This window comes from Leptolyngbya sp. PL-A3, assembly GCF_039962325.1.
Classification (GTDB): domain Bacteria; phylum Cyanobacteriota; class Cyanobacteriia; order Elainellales; family Elainellaceae; genus Vacuolonema.
In genome coordinates this window covers 1-14,542 of sequence record NZ_JAMPLB010000026.1, presented here as the reverse complement: position 1 = coordinate 14,542, position 14,542 = coordinate 1, and the positions used below count along the sequence as shown (strand labels likewise).

Here is a 14,542-nt window from a genome sequence, read left to right as displayed (position 1 = left end):
CGGCACAAAGTGCCGCACGCTTTTCATGAAGGAGTATACCGAGTAATTAGACCTTTGCTTCCAACGATTTTAAGTATTCGGTATTGACACCCGACTCACGCACCAGGGCAATTTTACCGGTGCGGGCAATTTCACGGATGCCAAAGCGGCCAAGCTGTTGAACGATCGCCACCATCTTCCCTGGATCACCCACAACCTCCAGGGTGAGAGAATCATCTCCCACATCCACCACGCGAGCCCGGAAAATTTGGGACAGCTCAATGATCTCAGAGCGGGTAGAGCTGGTGGCATTGACCTTCAGCAGCATCAGTTCCCGCTCAACACAGGGTACTTCGGTAATGTCTTGTACCTTGAGAACATTGATCAATTTGTAGAGTTGCTTCGTTAATTGCTCAATGATGGCGTCGTCCCCAGGAACGACCATCGTGATGCGGGCAACCCCAGACTGTTCCGCAGGGCCAACAGCCAGGCTTTCGATATTGAAACCTCGACGAGCAAACAGACCGGCAATGCGCGTTAACACTCCGGCTTCATCTTCCACAAGGACTGAGATGGTATGTTTCATGGCATAGCAAGGGGAAAAATTTAAGCCGATGGACTATCAGCGCTCCACTCCGGCTTGAAGAGAATGGACTATTGATTTTATCTTGATTGGGGACACCGCTTCTAGATACACAAAATTGCTTTAGAAGCAGGAGCACCAGGCTTCGCCCATACCCTTGCTTACTGGGTAAGACGCAGGAAGGGAATCGGTTTGTCCCACACACCCCTTCTCTATGTCTTACCTAAATACAGCGCTTTGCGCTTGAATAAAATGCAGCTATTTTTGTGAGAGCCTCGCGGAGCGAGGCTCTCACAAAAATAACTTGTACCTCATAGGCTTGAAAAGTGCTGTAACCTGAGTTCGGGTTAAGGGCGTTTTCGAGTGCCGCGCAACACGCGGCACTCGAAAACGCTCATTTTGGCGTGCGCTTTGCGCACGCCAAAATGAGCACTTCAGCTTATCCCGAACTGAGGTTAAATAAATAAGAAATGCTGTAAGTTAGGCTACCCGCTCGAGGTAGCGCGACGCGCCCATCTATCCTGCACCTATTCAAAACAAGACCCAACTATTTTTATTGAGGAACAGCTCTTGTGCCACCTCTCAATAAAAATGAAAGGTACCTACTATAGGCGGGGCTTTACGGCTCCGGTATGCTTATCCCAGGGCTGTTTTAAGGATGCTGAGGATTTTGGATTAAATTGTGGCATGGCCGTCCTGATCTGTTTAGACGGATAAGATAGTTATCCCAAGAGTTGCAGTTTATTCATTTCATGTTTTTGCGATCGCTTTTCATAAAACCAGTCTGAAATACCCATAGCCCCTACTATTCGTTGATCCGCTCGCACCAGGGTTCCAGGATGGAGATGTCAGTCGAAATTTCAAAGTCATTTCGCTGGCTTGATCAGGTGCAGCCATCGGAACGCTTGTTGGTGGGAGATAAGGCCTATCACCTCAGCGTGTTGTTACAGCAGGGCTATCCTGTCATTCCTGGGCTTGTGGTTACGACTCCCGTCATGCGACGTTTCCTGGAAACGTTTAACTCGGTGGAGCCGATGTTGTCTGACCTCCCCAACTCGTCACTGCACCTGAATGTAGACAACCCCTACCAGTTGCAGGCGATCGCCCGCCGCATGCGCCATGCCATCCAGTCAACCACCCTATCGTCAGACTGGACAGCTCAACTCCTGGCCGCTGTGCAACCGTGGGGAGCCTCGGCCCTTATCGTGCGCCCTTCCCTTGCCCTTAATTTGCGCGGTGACCCAGGTCTGAGCCAGCGGGTACGGGGGCTATTGGCAAGTCAGGCCTGCTGGGTTACAGAGGCCGAACTCGCTCGTGCCTTGCAGGCCGTGTGGGCTGAGCTGTTCCACGCCCGCAGCTTATTTTATTGGGCGCGATCGCGCATTCCTCTGCAGCATCTGCATCTGGGCGTCCTGATTCAACCTCTGTGGTCAGCGGATATAGCCGGGGAAATGCATGTTGATGAAACGACTGTTCAAATTCAGTCAGTCCAGGGATTGGGCCACGGGTTAGTCAGGGGGGATGTGCTTCCAGATCAATACACTCTGGATTTACAGTCTGAGATGAAAACAACGGTCGAGATCCGCCCCAAAACCTATGCCTACTACTTGCACCCCGTAGGAAGCTCGGGCATAGAGCCATCTCCGCTGAAGTTAGAGCTGATGCCTTCCCCCTCGGTACAGCCGACCCTTAACACGGATCAGCTTCGGCAGCTTCAGGAGTTAGGGTTTCGCGCCAAGCAGACCCTGGGTTACGCCCTGGATATGGAATGGTGCCATAGCACTTCACCCCAGGGAACTCCAGGTTTCTGGCTAACCCAGGTCAACCTGCGCCAGGGTAGAACCCTGGTTTCTCAAGAAGAACCTACCCCACTCGAAGAATCGGTGCTCATTGCGCTGCGCAAGCAAACCCTACAGCACTGGGTTGGAGTCGGAGCAGCAACCGGGCGAGTTCTCAAGCCTGTGCTGGTGATGCAGGGGTTGCCTCCACAGCCCGACATGATGCGTGATCATATTCTGGTAGTACGTGCTATTAATCCCGAGTGGTTACCCGCCCTGCAACGGGCTGCTGGTCTGATTACCGAACAGGGCGGTGTCACGAGCCATGGGGCCATTCTGGCCCGAGAATTAGGAATTCCGGCTGTGGTCGGGGCTGTGGGGATCATGGAAGATCTGAGATCAGGAGACATGGTGCTCCTGGACGGCGATCGCGGCACTATTGCACGGCTCGCGGCGACTGCTTCTCAGTTCCTCTCAACGTCGTTACCTTCAGGGCCTGTCAAATCTCAGTCGACCACCACTCAACTCATGGTGAGCCTGAGTCAGTCAGAGCGGCTAGCGGCGATCGCTCAACTTCCCCTGGATGGACTGGGACTGCTGCGCTCTGAACATTTGATGATGCGCTTGCTGGAGGGCCAAACCCTGGAACAAGCCCTGGCCAATCCAGACGCATTCGTAGAACGGCTCGCGCAGGAAATTCGCCCCTTTCTGGAAGCCTTCGCCCTGCGGCCAGTGTTTTACCGTTCAGCCGATTTGCGATCGCACGAGTATCCTTCCGTGCACCCGCCATCCTCCCAACAAAACTCTCTCCTGGGATGGCATGGTCCCCTGGGTTATTTGCAAAACCCGACCCTCTTTCAGGCCGAGTTACGCGCACTTCAACAGCTCCAACAGGAGGGCTACACCAATGTGCGATTGCTACTGCCCTTCGTCCGTACGGTAGAGGAGTTCCGTACCTGCTTCACCTGGATCAAGGAGACACGCCTCTGTCATAATCCAGCCTTTCAGGTCTGGATCATGGCAGAGGTGCCAGCGGTCCTGTTCCAACTACCAGAATTCGTACGGGCCGGAGTTCAGGGCATCTCTATTGGAACTAACGATCTGACTCAACTTTTGCTGGCGATCGATCGCGACCAGGCCGATCTAGCCGACACCTATACCGCTGCCCATCCCTCAGTCATGCGAGCGATGCATTATCTTGTGGATACGGCAAAATCCCTAGGGATTCCCTGCATGGTCTGCGGCGAAGCTCCTGCCCACTACCCTGAAATCATTCCAGAACTGGTGCAGTGGGGCATTACAGGGCTGTCAGTATCGCCGGATGCTGTGGAGTGGGTGGGACGGGCGATCGCCCAGGCCGAACAACAGCTGATCCTGGATGCCACCTGAAGATGTGCGCACTCAATCACATCTAATAGCCTTTGTCGGGTTAGCTAGAACATTAGAGGCTATTGGCAATACCTTCAATAGCCTCTAGTGTTCCAGCTAACCGAGCGATAGCAATAACATTAGGGTGTCCTGCAAAGCAAAATCCCCCTCTAATTGCAGAAAACAGGACACCAACCCTTTCGATACATTGATGAGATACTTTCGCCAGGATATTTGTCCCGACGCTGCCTCAAGGAGATTTATGAAGACAGTGACGCTTAACGATGGGAACACGATGCCTGCACTCGGCCTCGGCACCTGGAAGTCACGGGAAGGAGACGCCTATCGAGCGGTCAAAGAAGCTCTCCGGGTTGGCTACCGCCACATCGATGGAGCCTGGATTTACCAGAACGAGGAAGAGGTCGGACGCGGCATCCGAGAGTCGATCCAGGAGGGAGTGGTAGAACGGGGCGACATCTTCCTGACCTCGAAACTATGGAATAGTTTTCATGCACCTGAGTCTGTGGAGGCCGGCTGCCGGGAAACATTAAATGCGCTGGGATTAGAGTATTTGGATCTGTATCTGATGCATTGGCCTGTAGCTTTTCGGTCTGGGAAGAAAATGCCGCAAGGCCCCGACGATTTTTGGCCGCTGTCTGAAATGCCCGTCGCAAAAACCTTTGAAGCCATGGTCAAGCTTCGGGACCAGGGCCTTGTGAAAAGTGTTGGCGTTTCTAACTTTGGCGTCAGCCGGTTGGAGCAACTGATCTCCGAAAGTGGCCATACTCCAGCCGTGAACCAGGTGGAACTGCACCCCTACAATCCCCAAAATGAATTGCTGGCTTATTGTCAGGAAAAGGGTATCTACCTCACTGCCTACTCGCCTCTGGGTTCATCCGATCGCCCCGCTAGCATGAAGGCCAGTGACGAACCCCCACTGCTCGACAACCCTATCGTGAAAGACATCGCGGCTGAAGAGGGGATTACACCCGGCCAGTTGCTCATTGCCTGGGCCATCGATCGAGGCACCAGTGTGATTCCCAAATCTGTCAACCCAAGCCGGATTGCCGAAAACTTTGCGATCGCCTCCCACACCCTCTCTTCCAAAGCTCGAGCGGCTCTAGACGGCATTGACACACGCTTCCGCTACGTTGAGCCGAAGGACTGGTTTTTCCCCGGCATCACCTATACCGGCGAAAGTTTCTGGGCCTGACCTGTTGGAGGGGTACAACGTGCCCCTTCCAACAAACAACCTCAACGCATAGCAAACTGAAAGCATTTTCCCCAGGTACGTCATGGCAGACCTCACTGGAAGCTGGCTTGGAACCTACTGGCAGGATGGCGAACCGACACGCTTTGAAATGACGCTGGTTCAGGCCCAAAACACGCTCAGCGGTAGCATCCTGGATGACAGTTATTTGGGAGAAGCGATGCTGAATGGAGAGGCGATCGGGCGCAGTGTTTCTTTTACGAAGACCTATGTCACCAGTTCGCCCTACGCCATTGCTTATAGGGGCACCGTCTCTGAGGATGAGAACCTGATACAGGGCACCTGGCTTATCACAACCAGGTTGAGTGGCAAATGGGAAGCCCGCCGGAGCGGGGATGACCTGATGGCCGAACTCAAACGCCTGCAAACGCAGCAACTTCCCGTAGAAATGGGATTTCGCTAAACAGATGGTTCTGCTTCAAAGCTCTGTGATGAGGACGTTTGATCGAACGTCCTCATCACAGAGCTTTGAAGCAGATCAAGATAACATTACCTGATCGGGTGTTGACACTCTCAGAGGACGTGTAGTATCAATGTAGTATAAGCCTTGAAATTAAGGAGGATCTATGGCTGAGTCGGTTCTACCTTGCGAATTCAATCCGCTCACATCTGTGAGTTTGCAGAGGAACTGATTGCCGTCATCCGGCTCCTTTCCTCTGCGAACCCCGACTTAACTTATTCGCAGAGGATACATTTCAATGTCTCTAAAGTCTTTAGGTTGGGATGAGTTTTTCTCCCAGCGTTACGTTGCCTTTCAATCAGAGGGGTGGCGACCTGCCCGTGTGATGCAGGCCCATCGAGGTCTTTATCAGGTGCAGGGGGAACAGCATAGCCTCATGGCTGAGATCTCGGGCCGCTTTCGGCATCAAACCGTTGATGCCCAGGATTTCCCTGCAGTAGGGGATTGGGTGCTGATCGAGGGTGAGGCTGAAGCACTGATTCATCACGTCCTGCCACGGAAAAGCACTTTTTCTCGGATGGCAGCAGGCTCCCGGCTTGAGGAACAGGTCGTAGCGGCCAATGTGGACACGGTTTTCCTCGTCTCGGGTCTGGATCACGACTTCAATCCCCGACGGATTGAGCGCTACTTGCTCCTCGCCTGGGAAAGTGGAGCCAATCCTGTCATTGTGCTGAATAAGGCGGATCAGTGCGATCGCCTCTCCTCTTGCATTGCCGAAGCAGAAGCCGTTGCCCCTGGGGTGCCCATTCACCCCATTAGCGCCCAATGGAATGAAGGATTGGATGCCCTCCATTCCTACCTGCAACCGGGAAAAACCGTTGCTCTGTTAGGCTCGTCGGGCGTCGGAAAATCCACCCTGACAAACCAGTTGTTAGGGGAAGCCATGCAGGCCACCCAAGCCGTACGTTCAGGCGACAGCCGGGGACGGCATACGACAACAGGGCGATCGCTCTTCCAACTCTCCTCGGGTGCACTTCTATTAGACACACCGGGGATGCGCGAGCTGCAACTCTGGGGCAGCGAGGACAGCCTCAGCCACACCTTCGAAGATGTCGAAGCGTTGGCAGAAGATTGTCGCTTTCGAGACTGCACCCATCAGGGAGAACCGGGATGTGCCGTGGAAACAGCGATCGCAGAGGGGACTCTCGATCCAGAACGTTTCGCCAGTTACCAGAAGCTCCAACGCGAGCTGCAACACTTGGCTCGCAAACAGGATATGTCGGCGCAACTGGCGGAAAAGAAACGTTGGAAGCAAATTCACAAAAATATGCGGAGCCAGTTGAAGGCACGCGATCGTTAACCCCTGATGGGCTTCCCTTCTTCAAGCGGGTGGGGGGTGAAAGTGAGGGGCGATCGCTGAATCCCTCATCGGAAATCCCCCTTCCCCTTTCTCAAAAGGAAGGGCCAGTTATAGCCAATTGACCCTTGGCAAAAGCAGGTTTTCTACCCTCGCAGTCCTTTTAGGAGGTTGAGGGGGATCTCCAGCCTCTATCCATTCATTCTTCTAATTCAAGGAAAAGTCTTATGCCCTACGATAAGCTGCCGCTAAAGACTCAGGCACCCGTACTCTCCTGGGCTAACCACGACCTCGGGCCTGACGAGACTAAAATGGCCAAGAATGTGGCCTCTCTTCCCTTCGTATTTAAGCACGTAGCCTTGATGCCCGACGTCCATCTAGGCAAGGGTGCTCTGGTGGGTTCTGTAGTGGCCACCAAAGATGCCATTATCCCCGCTGCCGTTGGGGTCGACATCGGGTGCGGCATGTGCGCTGTACAAACTCCTTTCACCGCTAACCAGTTAGACGGCAAGCTGAAGCAGATTCGTCTGGATATTGAAGCAGCCATTCCCACAGGTTTCAACGAAAACAAGGAGGTGAGCAAGCAGGTTTACAACTGGCAGGGTTGGAACCAGTTCAAAAATCTGCACGCCGGGGTGCAACACCTGGAAACGAAGGCTCTCCGGCAAATGGGCTCTCTAGGGGGCGGCAACCATTTCATTGAAGTATGCCTGGACGCCCAGGAGCAGGTATGGCTGATGCTACATTCTGGCTCCCGCAACATCGGCAACATGCTGGCCCAGCGGCACATGAATACGGCTAAGGAGCTGGCTAAGTTGACCGACACCAAGCTGCCCGACCCAGACCTGGCTCATTTTGTGAAGGGTACTCCTGAGTTCGCCGCCTACTGGCGCGACTTACAGTGGGCGCAGAACTATGCCCGCTATAACCGGGATGTGATGATGGAGCGGTTCCGCCGCATTATCGAGAAGCACCTGGCTGGAGGCAAGCCTACCCAATCTAAGTTGCAGGTAAACTGCCACCACAACTATGCCGAGCAGGAAATCCATTACGGCGAGGAGGTATACGTCACCCGCAAGGGGGCTGTGCGCGCCCGCCAGGAAGACTATGGCATTATCCCTGGTTCCATGGGAGCGAAGTCCTTTATTGTGAAGGGTAAGGGGTCGGCTGAGAGCTACTGTTCTTGCTCTCACGGTGCAGGGCGGTTGATGTCTCGCAACAAGGCAAAGAATGCTTTTACCCTGGATGACCTGATTCAACAAACCCAGGGCGTTGAGTGCCGTAAAGACCCTGGTGTGCTGGATGAAATTCCTGCAGCCTATAAGCCTATCGATCAGGTTATGACGAACCAGTCTGACCTGGTTGAAGTAGTAGCAACCTTAAAGCAAGTTGTCTGTGTCAAGGGCTAGCACTCCATCCGGTTGAATAATCATGATCGGGTTATTCAACCGGAATTAACAGGCTAAGCCATTCAACTCAACAGCTCACCCTTATCGTTAGGCACTTCGTTGAGAAACACCGTCTTTAACCATGTGTGATGCGCTCATTACCAAAATTAAACAGGCTTTCGCCAACGTGAACTATCCTGGCGATGAGAATCTTACACATAGTACCTACGGCGATGAACCCGCAGCTCTCGTAACCGAGTTCTGTGGAAAAACCGATTGGCAGAAGCTGGATGCTAAATTTCTTGACCAAGCTCCTGATGGTTGGGGAAGTGCTCTGTCCTTCTTCTCTAATGATGCACTTCGGTTTTATCTTCCCGCTTACATGATTGCTGATATTCGCGGTCAATTGATGTGCTCCGATCCATCAATTCGCTTGTGTTTGAGCTTGACACCGATGGTGGAGAAAAAGAAGATTGCCAAGATCTGGGGCGGTGGCACGATGGGAGAACGCGCCCGCGAAGAATTTGACCGCTATGATGCTCAACAAGTATCCGCTATTGTTGAGTATCTTTGGTGGAAGCTCGAATCTGGTGACGACTATGACCTCGTGATTGAGCAAGCCATGGAGAATTATTGGTTGAACCGTGAGATGGGTAGTTACTGACGAGGATATCGTTTTTTATGGATAAGTACATTCTTAAAAAAGAGGAAATCGAGAACTACGCAGGGATTGAGAAAACACATTTTCTCAATGAAAATGCCCGTCGGCTTAATAAGTCATTGGGGGATTTGACCGGCTTAACGGGCATTGGTTTTCATATCATTGAGGTTCAGCCAGGTTGCGAATCGACAGAGTTGCATCGGCATTATCACGAAGATGAATGTGTTTATATTCTTGAAGGTGAAGCAGAAGCCACTATTGGCGATCAAAAATACGCTGTAAAAGCAGGAGATTTTATTGGCTACCGTGCTGGCGGAGAGGCTCACTGTCTCAGAAATAACGGTGACACTGTCCTCAAATGCATTGTTGTAGGGCAACGCCTGGAACACGATGTCGGAGATTATCCAAACCAGAAAAAACGTATTTATCGCAACAAAGGGCTAACGTGGAACCTGGTAGATATTGAGAACATCAGCGAACCTGCGGCTGGTAAAAAGATTTAGTATTACTCCCAAGGAACTCACAATCTCTTTTGTATAGGAACGAGTGGAGGGCGATCGCCCTCCACTCGCTCCTAAAAAACACCTATTTCTTTCACTTCTCCCAGGGTGAAACCGTTTCACGGTTTCACCCTGGGAGAAGTGTGTATCTTGCACCGCTCTAAAACCAAGGTTGAGTCAAGCGCAAAGGGCTGCATAAGAACGGGGCATGAGGAGCGATCGCAACACCCAACAATTCACAGCCTTCAAATGAAACTATGCCAGAGCATGTTACTGATACATTGCTTTGCAGAAAATTGGGATAGTAGTTTTCGCGTATATCTCCCGATATGTCAGCCGCAAAAATACGCATAAACCACAGGCCAGAGATAATAATCTCTCATGAATCTATATCAACTGATTTAGTCGTTCTATATTCATCAGAACTTCACAGGCTCAGCGAACTGGACTATCGACGACCTAATGGGTAAGGGATAGCTTAGACGCATCCGTCTCTTGGCTGAATTCATCATGGTAATTACGCACCAGGCTGAATCCCACATCGGGAAGGTGGCAAAACTTGCCACTAAGGTTGTGAACACCGTCCGAGAAAACCAGGTTTGCCTGACTGAAGATCCAAGTTTTTACTGGATGAGGACTCTAGCTCGATTTCAGCGAGTCCGAGAGTGGGCGACCTCAACTCCGGAGAGTAATGCTCAGGCCTCTACGCTGCTCCCCTCCGATTGCCTTTTCATCAAAAATTCCTTTGACCGCGTTAGCCAAATTTTGGAGCAGGATGGCTACTACCAGGGTTTGCAACTCTCCTCTAAAACTCTTGCTGCCTTTTTGAAGTTTGCAGAAACAACGCCCTGCTACGCCAACCGAAATCCTGACTTAAAGTTTCTCTTGCATGAACGCTCTGCTCTAGAAGCGAAGTTAGGACGGCCCATTTTATTGGGTAGTTACTTCGATGCCCATGAAGCCTTCCAGCCGTTTCAGGCATTGAAGACAGACCCCTTGTTGTTGGCGATCGCATCTACCTACCTGGGTCGAGAACCCCAATACCATCGAGGCGAGATCGCCTGGAGTTTCCCAGCACCCGCCAGTGAAGCTGAAAAGCTAGCTGCAGCCCAAGTTTTGCACTGCGACATTAACGATTACAAAACCATCAAATTCTTCTTCTACCTGACGGATGTGGATGCCGAGAGCGGCCCCCATGTCTATCTCAGAGGCACCCATCGAAATCGCAAGTTGCATCACCAGTTCATGGGTCAACGGTGCGCTAGTATCCCCGACGAAACGTTGATCGAAACCTACGGTGCAGACTCTGTTGAAACGGTGTGTGGTCCTGCCGGGTTTGGGTTTGCCGGCGATCCTTACACTTTCCACAAAGGGACAACCCCAACTCGCCATCCCCGGCTCTTGCTGCAGATGGAATTTGGGATCAATCAGTATAAGATGTGGCATTTTGACACCAACCACACCAAGCAGAATTGAGTAGGCGTCCTGCATAAATCAGTTTTTGAGGACGTAATTGTTGCTCGGCTTTGCCGAGCAACAATTTATGCAGGAAGTCTAATCTCGCTAGGTGGCCTGAGAGACTAGACCGTCCGTGATACGGGCGGTCCAGCTCAGGTCTTATGTTGAATTGAGTTGAGCAACCGACCAGGGTTCTTATTTAAAATAAATCAACAAGTTCACGCCTGGAATGGTACGCGAAAGCGTCCACAACAGTAATGCAATATAGAGCAATCCTAATGTCCACTGGTACCACATCAGTGTTGTGATAATCCCCGGCAGATGCTCATCCCGCAGACGAATATCATTGAAGCCAAAGCGGAGCAAATTATTCAAACTGAGATCAAGATAGTTGAGCCAATTCCAACGACGATCCCACAGGATTGGAGCGAAGCGTTCACGAAACATCGGGTAGCGAGGAATAATTGGCAGGCGATTAATCAGAATACGCAGTTGGCGGAGACTGGCATCCTCCACAAAGTAGCTGGTGTCGAGTAGATCATGATAGCGGCCCTGCTGGTAAAGCCGCGCTATTAACAACACCGGGACGGGCACTGAAAACAGACCTAAACAGAGCAGCGTCAGCCACGGATACTCGGCATTGCGGAAAATGGCATAGAGGCCGAACAGAGTGAGTACGCCGCTACTTCCCAACATCCAGGCTGCCTCTTCCCAGGTAGGCGCGATCGCTTTAGGGCGCAGGCGACGAAACCGATCAATCAACCAGAACACCAGACTGTAGAAGGCGATCGCCACCACTCCCACGCCAAACACCAGTTGCCCGTTCGTTCCAAAGGCTGTGAGCAGCAGCACACTACTCAGCAACAACCAGCGAAAGGCCATGCCCAACCAGGCAGGACCTGCACGGTGAACCGTGGCAACAATGCGATCGCGCACCTTCACATAGGTTGCCAGGTCAAACCCCTCTAGCTTTAGCACGTCTGTCGTGCTGCGAAATCGTTGCTGAAGGCGATATTCGACAATCCGGGTAGCCTGATCTGCGGTAAAGCCCACTCGTTGCAATTCCGATTCAGATGCCGTGTTCAGATTGACACCCGACAACTCCCGCTGAATTTGCTGGAGCCTTAACTTCTGGGATAAATAACTAATTCGATTCGCATCCGGAATCTGTTCTAAAGAACGAAAGTTGCGAACTAAATTCCGCAGCAACGTCTCATTACCCAAAAGCGTTGGCACTGAAATGACGTTTCCAATCTGGCCACTATTACCCAAAATGGTTCCCGTGTCGGGGCTGAATTGCATTCCGGCTACATTCAGATAAGCTCCTGGGGCAAAGCTGGCATCTCCAAAATCTGCCTGGCTTAATATCGCAGCCCCCCGCAAGTTCACGGGTTGCCCAAACTGCACCTCGCGAAAACTGACAGGCTGATTAAAATTAGCCTCCGACAAAAAGAGTGCCTTGCTAAATTGGCTGCGATCGAAGTCGGCCATGCCCTGCCAGGTCGTCTGAGCAAAATCTGCATTACCCTCCCACTGGATACGGGTCAGATTCACATTGCGCTGAAACAACGCTTTATTGAAGTTGGTCGTATCCTGAAACTCGCTGCCCTGGAATGTTACGTCCTCCTGAAAGCGGGCCTGACTAAAGCTGGTGCGTTCAAAGAAAATAGCGTTGCGAAACCGGGCAGTTTGGCGGAACAATGCCCCTGACAGAACAGCCGGTTGACTAAAGCGGGTTTCAGACCAATCCACCCCCTGCACAAAATCGACTCCGATCGCCTCTAACCCCTGTAAGAAAAAGGTGTTAGCAAAGTTAGCAGCCCCCTCAAAGCGAGCCTGGGTAAGACGCACAATCCCCCGTAACACCGTGATCTGAAGTTGGGGTGCCTGCGTTTGTGTCAGGAGCGATCGCGACAACTGACTGAGTTGAGCAATTCGACGGCGATCGCGCTTCAACTGCGCCTGCTCAGCATCGGTATAAGTAGCCGACAAATCCTCCCCCAATAAGGATTTAAGCCCCAACTTGCTGATACTAAAATCCCCTTGAATGAGCGAGTAACTGAGATCGATACCGAGGGGATCTGGGGAACGGGCGAGGCGATCGCGCAATAACCGATAAAAGTCATCCCGAAACGCTCCATTCTCAGACCGCAAATCAATGACGGTACGACGTAAGTCCACCACCGATTGCCCTTCCACCTGGAGTGGTTTCCGCAACCGTTGCTGCAGCACCTCCAGGGTGAGGGGGACACGATCGGGTTGGGCGATCGCCCCCCACGCCGGAGTTGGCAACCCTAACAAACTCAACACCAACAGGAAAACAAGAACCAGCCGTCGCGCCATACTATTCCATGACCAAAGCCAACTTGCCCAAAAATCCCCCCTGCTCTAAAAGTTTATGGGCTTCTGCTGCCTGCTCTAAGGGAAAGGTCTGAGCCAGGTGAATTTTCAAATCACCGCTATCAATGCGGCGAGCACATTGTCGCAGAATTTCGGTTTGCGCTTCTTGAGCCGACTTCAAACCTTGCAACAGAGGTGTCAGCATGAGTTCAAAGCTGAAACGGAGGTTGCGATCGCGCGCCACTTTCCAGGTCGTCTCCGCATCTGGAGCCAGAATTGTCACCACGTCACCATAAATCTTAGTAGCCGCAAAGCACTGGGAGAGTACCGTCCCCCCGACTGTATCAAGGGCCAAGTCTACCCCCTTGCCTTCCGTCCAATCCAGTACCGTCTGCACAGGATCTACCTCGGCGTAGCGAATGACCAGGTCGGCTCCCAGGTTGTGTGCCATCGTTGCCTTTTCAAGGCTGCTCACTGTTGCGCACACCCGAGCCCCATGCTGCTTCGCCAGTTGGATTGCCACATGGCCCACACCACCCGCTCCGGCCTGTACCAATACCGTTTGCCCAGACTGTAAACGGCCTCGATCAAACAACGCTTCCCAGGCTGTAATCGCCACCAAAGGCACCGCCGCGGCTTCCGCAAAACTCAGAGTAGCAGGCTTAGGGGCCAGAAATGCCTCATCTACCACGGCATACTCAGCGTAGGTGCCGGGATGCGCGCCCAAGCCCCCATTGCAGAAGTACACCTCATCACCAACGTGAAACTGTCGGACATCTGGCCCAACGGCCTCCACAACTCCGGCCCCATCCAGCCCTAATACAGCAGGCATTCGATCAGGAAAGAAGGTACCTCGCTGGCGCAACTTTGTATCAATGGGATTGATGCCAGCAGCCTTTAACTTGACGAGCACATCAGTACTGGACTGAAGCTCAGGTTCAGGGTACTCCTGATAGACCAGAACAGAAGGATCACCTGCGGCAGTCATGACGGTTGCTTTCATGGTAGATGAAGGGGCGATCGCCCTCAGCAATAAATCCACCCGCCCATTCTATACGCATCACCCTGGGTGTCAGGAACGAGAAGAACAAATGCAAAGCCCTCATTCTCTTTCGGCATCTGCTTCTATTTCAACCCGAATTCGGGATCAGCCAAAGTCCCCTTTTTGCGTTCGCGTTGTGCACGCAAAAAGGGGACTTCGGTTGAACTGAGGTTATTTCAAATTAACGATTCTCAATCATGCTCTCTCTTACGTTAGTTCGGACAGTTTTTCTGAAACCCTTGATTTTGCGTGCGCTAAGCGCACGCAAAATCAAGGGTTTCAGAAAAACTGTTCAGAGTATTGTCCAGCCCTCTAAAGGTCATTTGAGAGCTTCTTAATATTTTCTATCATCCCTGTTATCACTGGCTTTCAGGCTTCTATTCTAAAAGCTGAACGTTTAACACCCACGTTTGAGCCA

Annotated in this window: 11 protein-coding genes; 8 read left to right on the top strand and 3 right to left on the bottom strand. The window is 52.1% G+C overall.

The features are described 5' to 3' along the window. Positions 1–46 precede the first annotated feature (46 nt). Positions 47–565, bottom strand: a complete 519-nt coding sequence (gene ilvN / locus NDI52_RS19065) for an acetolactate synthase small subunit (protein ID WP_190771365.1) — start codon at positions 563–565, stop codon at positions 47–49. Positions 566–1,407: 842 nt separating this feature from the next. Between ilvN and NDI52_RS19060 the strand changes: the two genes are divergently transcribed. From NDI52_RS19060 to NDI52_RS19025, 8 genes are all read left to right on the top strand, one after another. Continuing rightward, on the top strand, positions 1,408–3,729 hold the full coding sequence (locus NDI52_RS19060; protein ID WP_190771366.1) for a putative PEP-binding protein: 2,322 nt from the start codon (positions 1,408–1,410) through the stop codon (positions 3,727–3,729). Between the two features lie 241 nt (positions 3,730–3,970). Next, on the top strand, positions 3,971–4,921 hold the full coding sequence (locus NDI52_RS19055; RefSeq protein ID WP_242035929.1) for an aldo/keto reductase: 951 nt from the start codon (positions 3,971–3,973) through the stop codon (positions 4,919–4,921). A gap of 82 nt (positions 4,922–5,003) precedes the next feature. After that, the gene (locus NDI52_RS19050; protein WP_190771367.1) at positions 5,004–5,381 is read left to right on the top strand and encodes a hypothetical protein; all 378 of its coding nucleotides are present in this window, start codon (positions 5,004–5,006) and stop codon (positions 5,379–5,381) included. 295 nt (positions 5,382–5,676) lie between these two features. Then, a complete protein-coding gene (gene rsgA / locus NDI52_RS19045) occupies positions 5,677–6,738 on the top strand; it encodes a ribosome small subunit-dependent GTPase A (RefSeq protein WP_190771368.1) in 1,062 nt (353 codons plus the stop codon). Between the two features lie 224 nt (positions 6,739–6,962). Next, positions 6,963–8,144 (top strand): RtcB family protein, encoded by a 1,182-nt coding sequence (locus tag NDI52_RS19040; RefSeq protein WP_190771369.1) that lies wholly within the window; start codon positions 6,963–6,965, stop codon positions 8,142–8,144. Positions 8,145–8,265: 121 nt separating this feature from the next. Next, a complete protein-coding gene (locus tag NDI52_RS19035) occupies positions 8,266–8,787 on the top strand; it encodes a DUF6714 family protein (RefSeq protein ID WP_190771370.1) in 522 nt (173 codons plus the stop codon). A gap of 17 nt (positions 8,788–8,804) precedes the next feature. After that, complete coding sequence (locus tag NDI52_RS19030; protein WP_190771371.1) at positions 8,805–9,287, top strand: cupin domain-containing protein; 483 nt, start codon at positions 8,805–8,807, stop codon at positions 9,285–9,287. A 507-nt stretch (positions 9,288–9,794) separates the two neighbouring features. Next, positions 9,795–10,760 (top strand): hypothetical protein, encoded by a 966-nt coding sequence (locus NDI52_RS19025; RefSeq protein WP_190771372.1) that lies wholly within the window; start codon positions 9,795–9,797, stop codon positions 10,758–10,760. 177 nt (positions 10,761–10,937) lie between these two features. Here NDI52_RS19025 and NDI52_RS19020 read toward each other — a convergent pair whose 3' ends face one another. Both NDI52_RS19020 and NDI52_RS19015 read right to left on the bottom strand, forming a co-directional pair. After that, positions 10,938–13,085 carry a pentapeptide repeat-containing protein gene (locus tag NDI52_RS19020; RefSeq protein ID WP_190771373.1) on the bottom strand — a complete coding sequence of 716 codons (2,148 nt, stop codon included), beginning with the start codon at positions 13,083–13,085 and terminating at the stop codon, positions 10,938–10,940. Position 13,086: 1 nt separating this feature from the next. Further along, on the bottom strand, positions 13,087–14,085 hold the full coding sequence (locus tag NDI52_RS19015; protein WP_190771375.1) for a zinc-dependent alcohol dehydrogenase family protein: 999 nt from the start codon (positions 14,083–14,085) through the stop codon (positions 13,087–13,089). Positions 14,086–14,542 lie beyond the last annotated feature (457 nt).

Coding starts and splice junctions, on each gene's coding strand:
- NDI52_RS19020 (WP_190771373.1), bottom strand. CDS start 13,085: ATGGCGCGACGGCTGGTTCTTGTTTTCCTGTTGGTGTTGAGTTTGTTA.
- ilvN (WP_190771365.1), bottom strand. CDS start 565: ATGAAACATACCATCTCAGTCCTTGTGGAAGATGAAGCCGGAGTGTTA.
- NDI52_RS19040 (WP_190771369.1), top strand. CDS start 6,963: ATGCCCTACGATAAGCTGCCGCTAAAGACTCAGGCACCCGTACTCTCC.
- NDI52_RS19035 (WP_190771370.1), top strand. CDS start 8,266: ATGTGTGATGCGCTCATTACCAAAATTAAACAGGCTTTCGCCAACGTG.
- NDI52_RS19050 (WP_190771367.1), top strand. CDS start 5,004: ATGGCAGACCTCACTGGAAGCTGGCTTGGAACCTACTGGCAGGATGGC.
- NDI52_RS19060 (WP_190771366.1), top strand. CDS start 1,408: ATGTCAGTCGAAATTTCAAAGTCATTTCGCTGGCTTGATCAGGTGCAG.
- rsgA (WP_190771368.1), top strand. CDS start 5,677: ATGTCTCTAAAGTCTTTAGGTTGGGATGAGTTTTTCTCCCAGCGTTAC.
- NDI52_RS19055 (WP_242035929.1), top strand. CDS start 3,971: ATGAAGACAGTGACGCTTAACGATGGGAACACGATGCCTGCACTCGGC.
- NDI52_RS19030 (WP_190771371.1), top strand. CDS start 8,805: ATGGATAAGTACATTCTTAAAAAAGAGGAAATCGAGAACTACGCAGGG.
- NDI52_RS19015 (WP_190771375.1), bottom strand. CDS start 14,085: ATGAAAGCAACCGTCATGACTGCCGCAGGTGATCCTTCTGTTCTGGTC.
- NDI52_RS19025 (WP_190771372.1), top strand. CDS start 9,795: ATGGTAATTACGCACCAGGCTGAATCCCACATCGGGAAGGTGGCAAAA.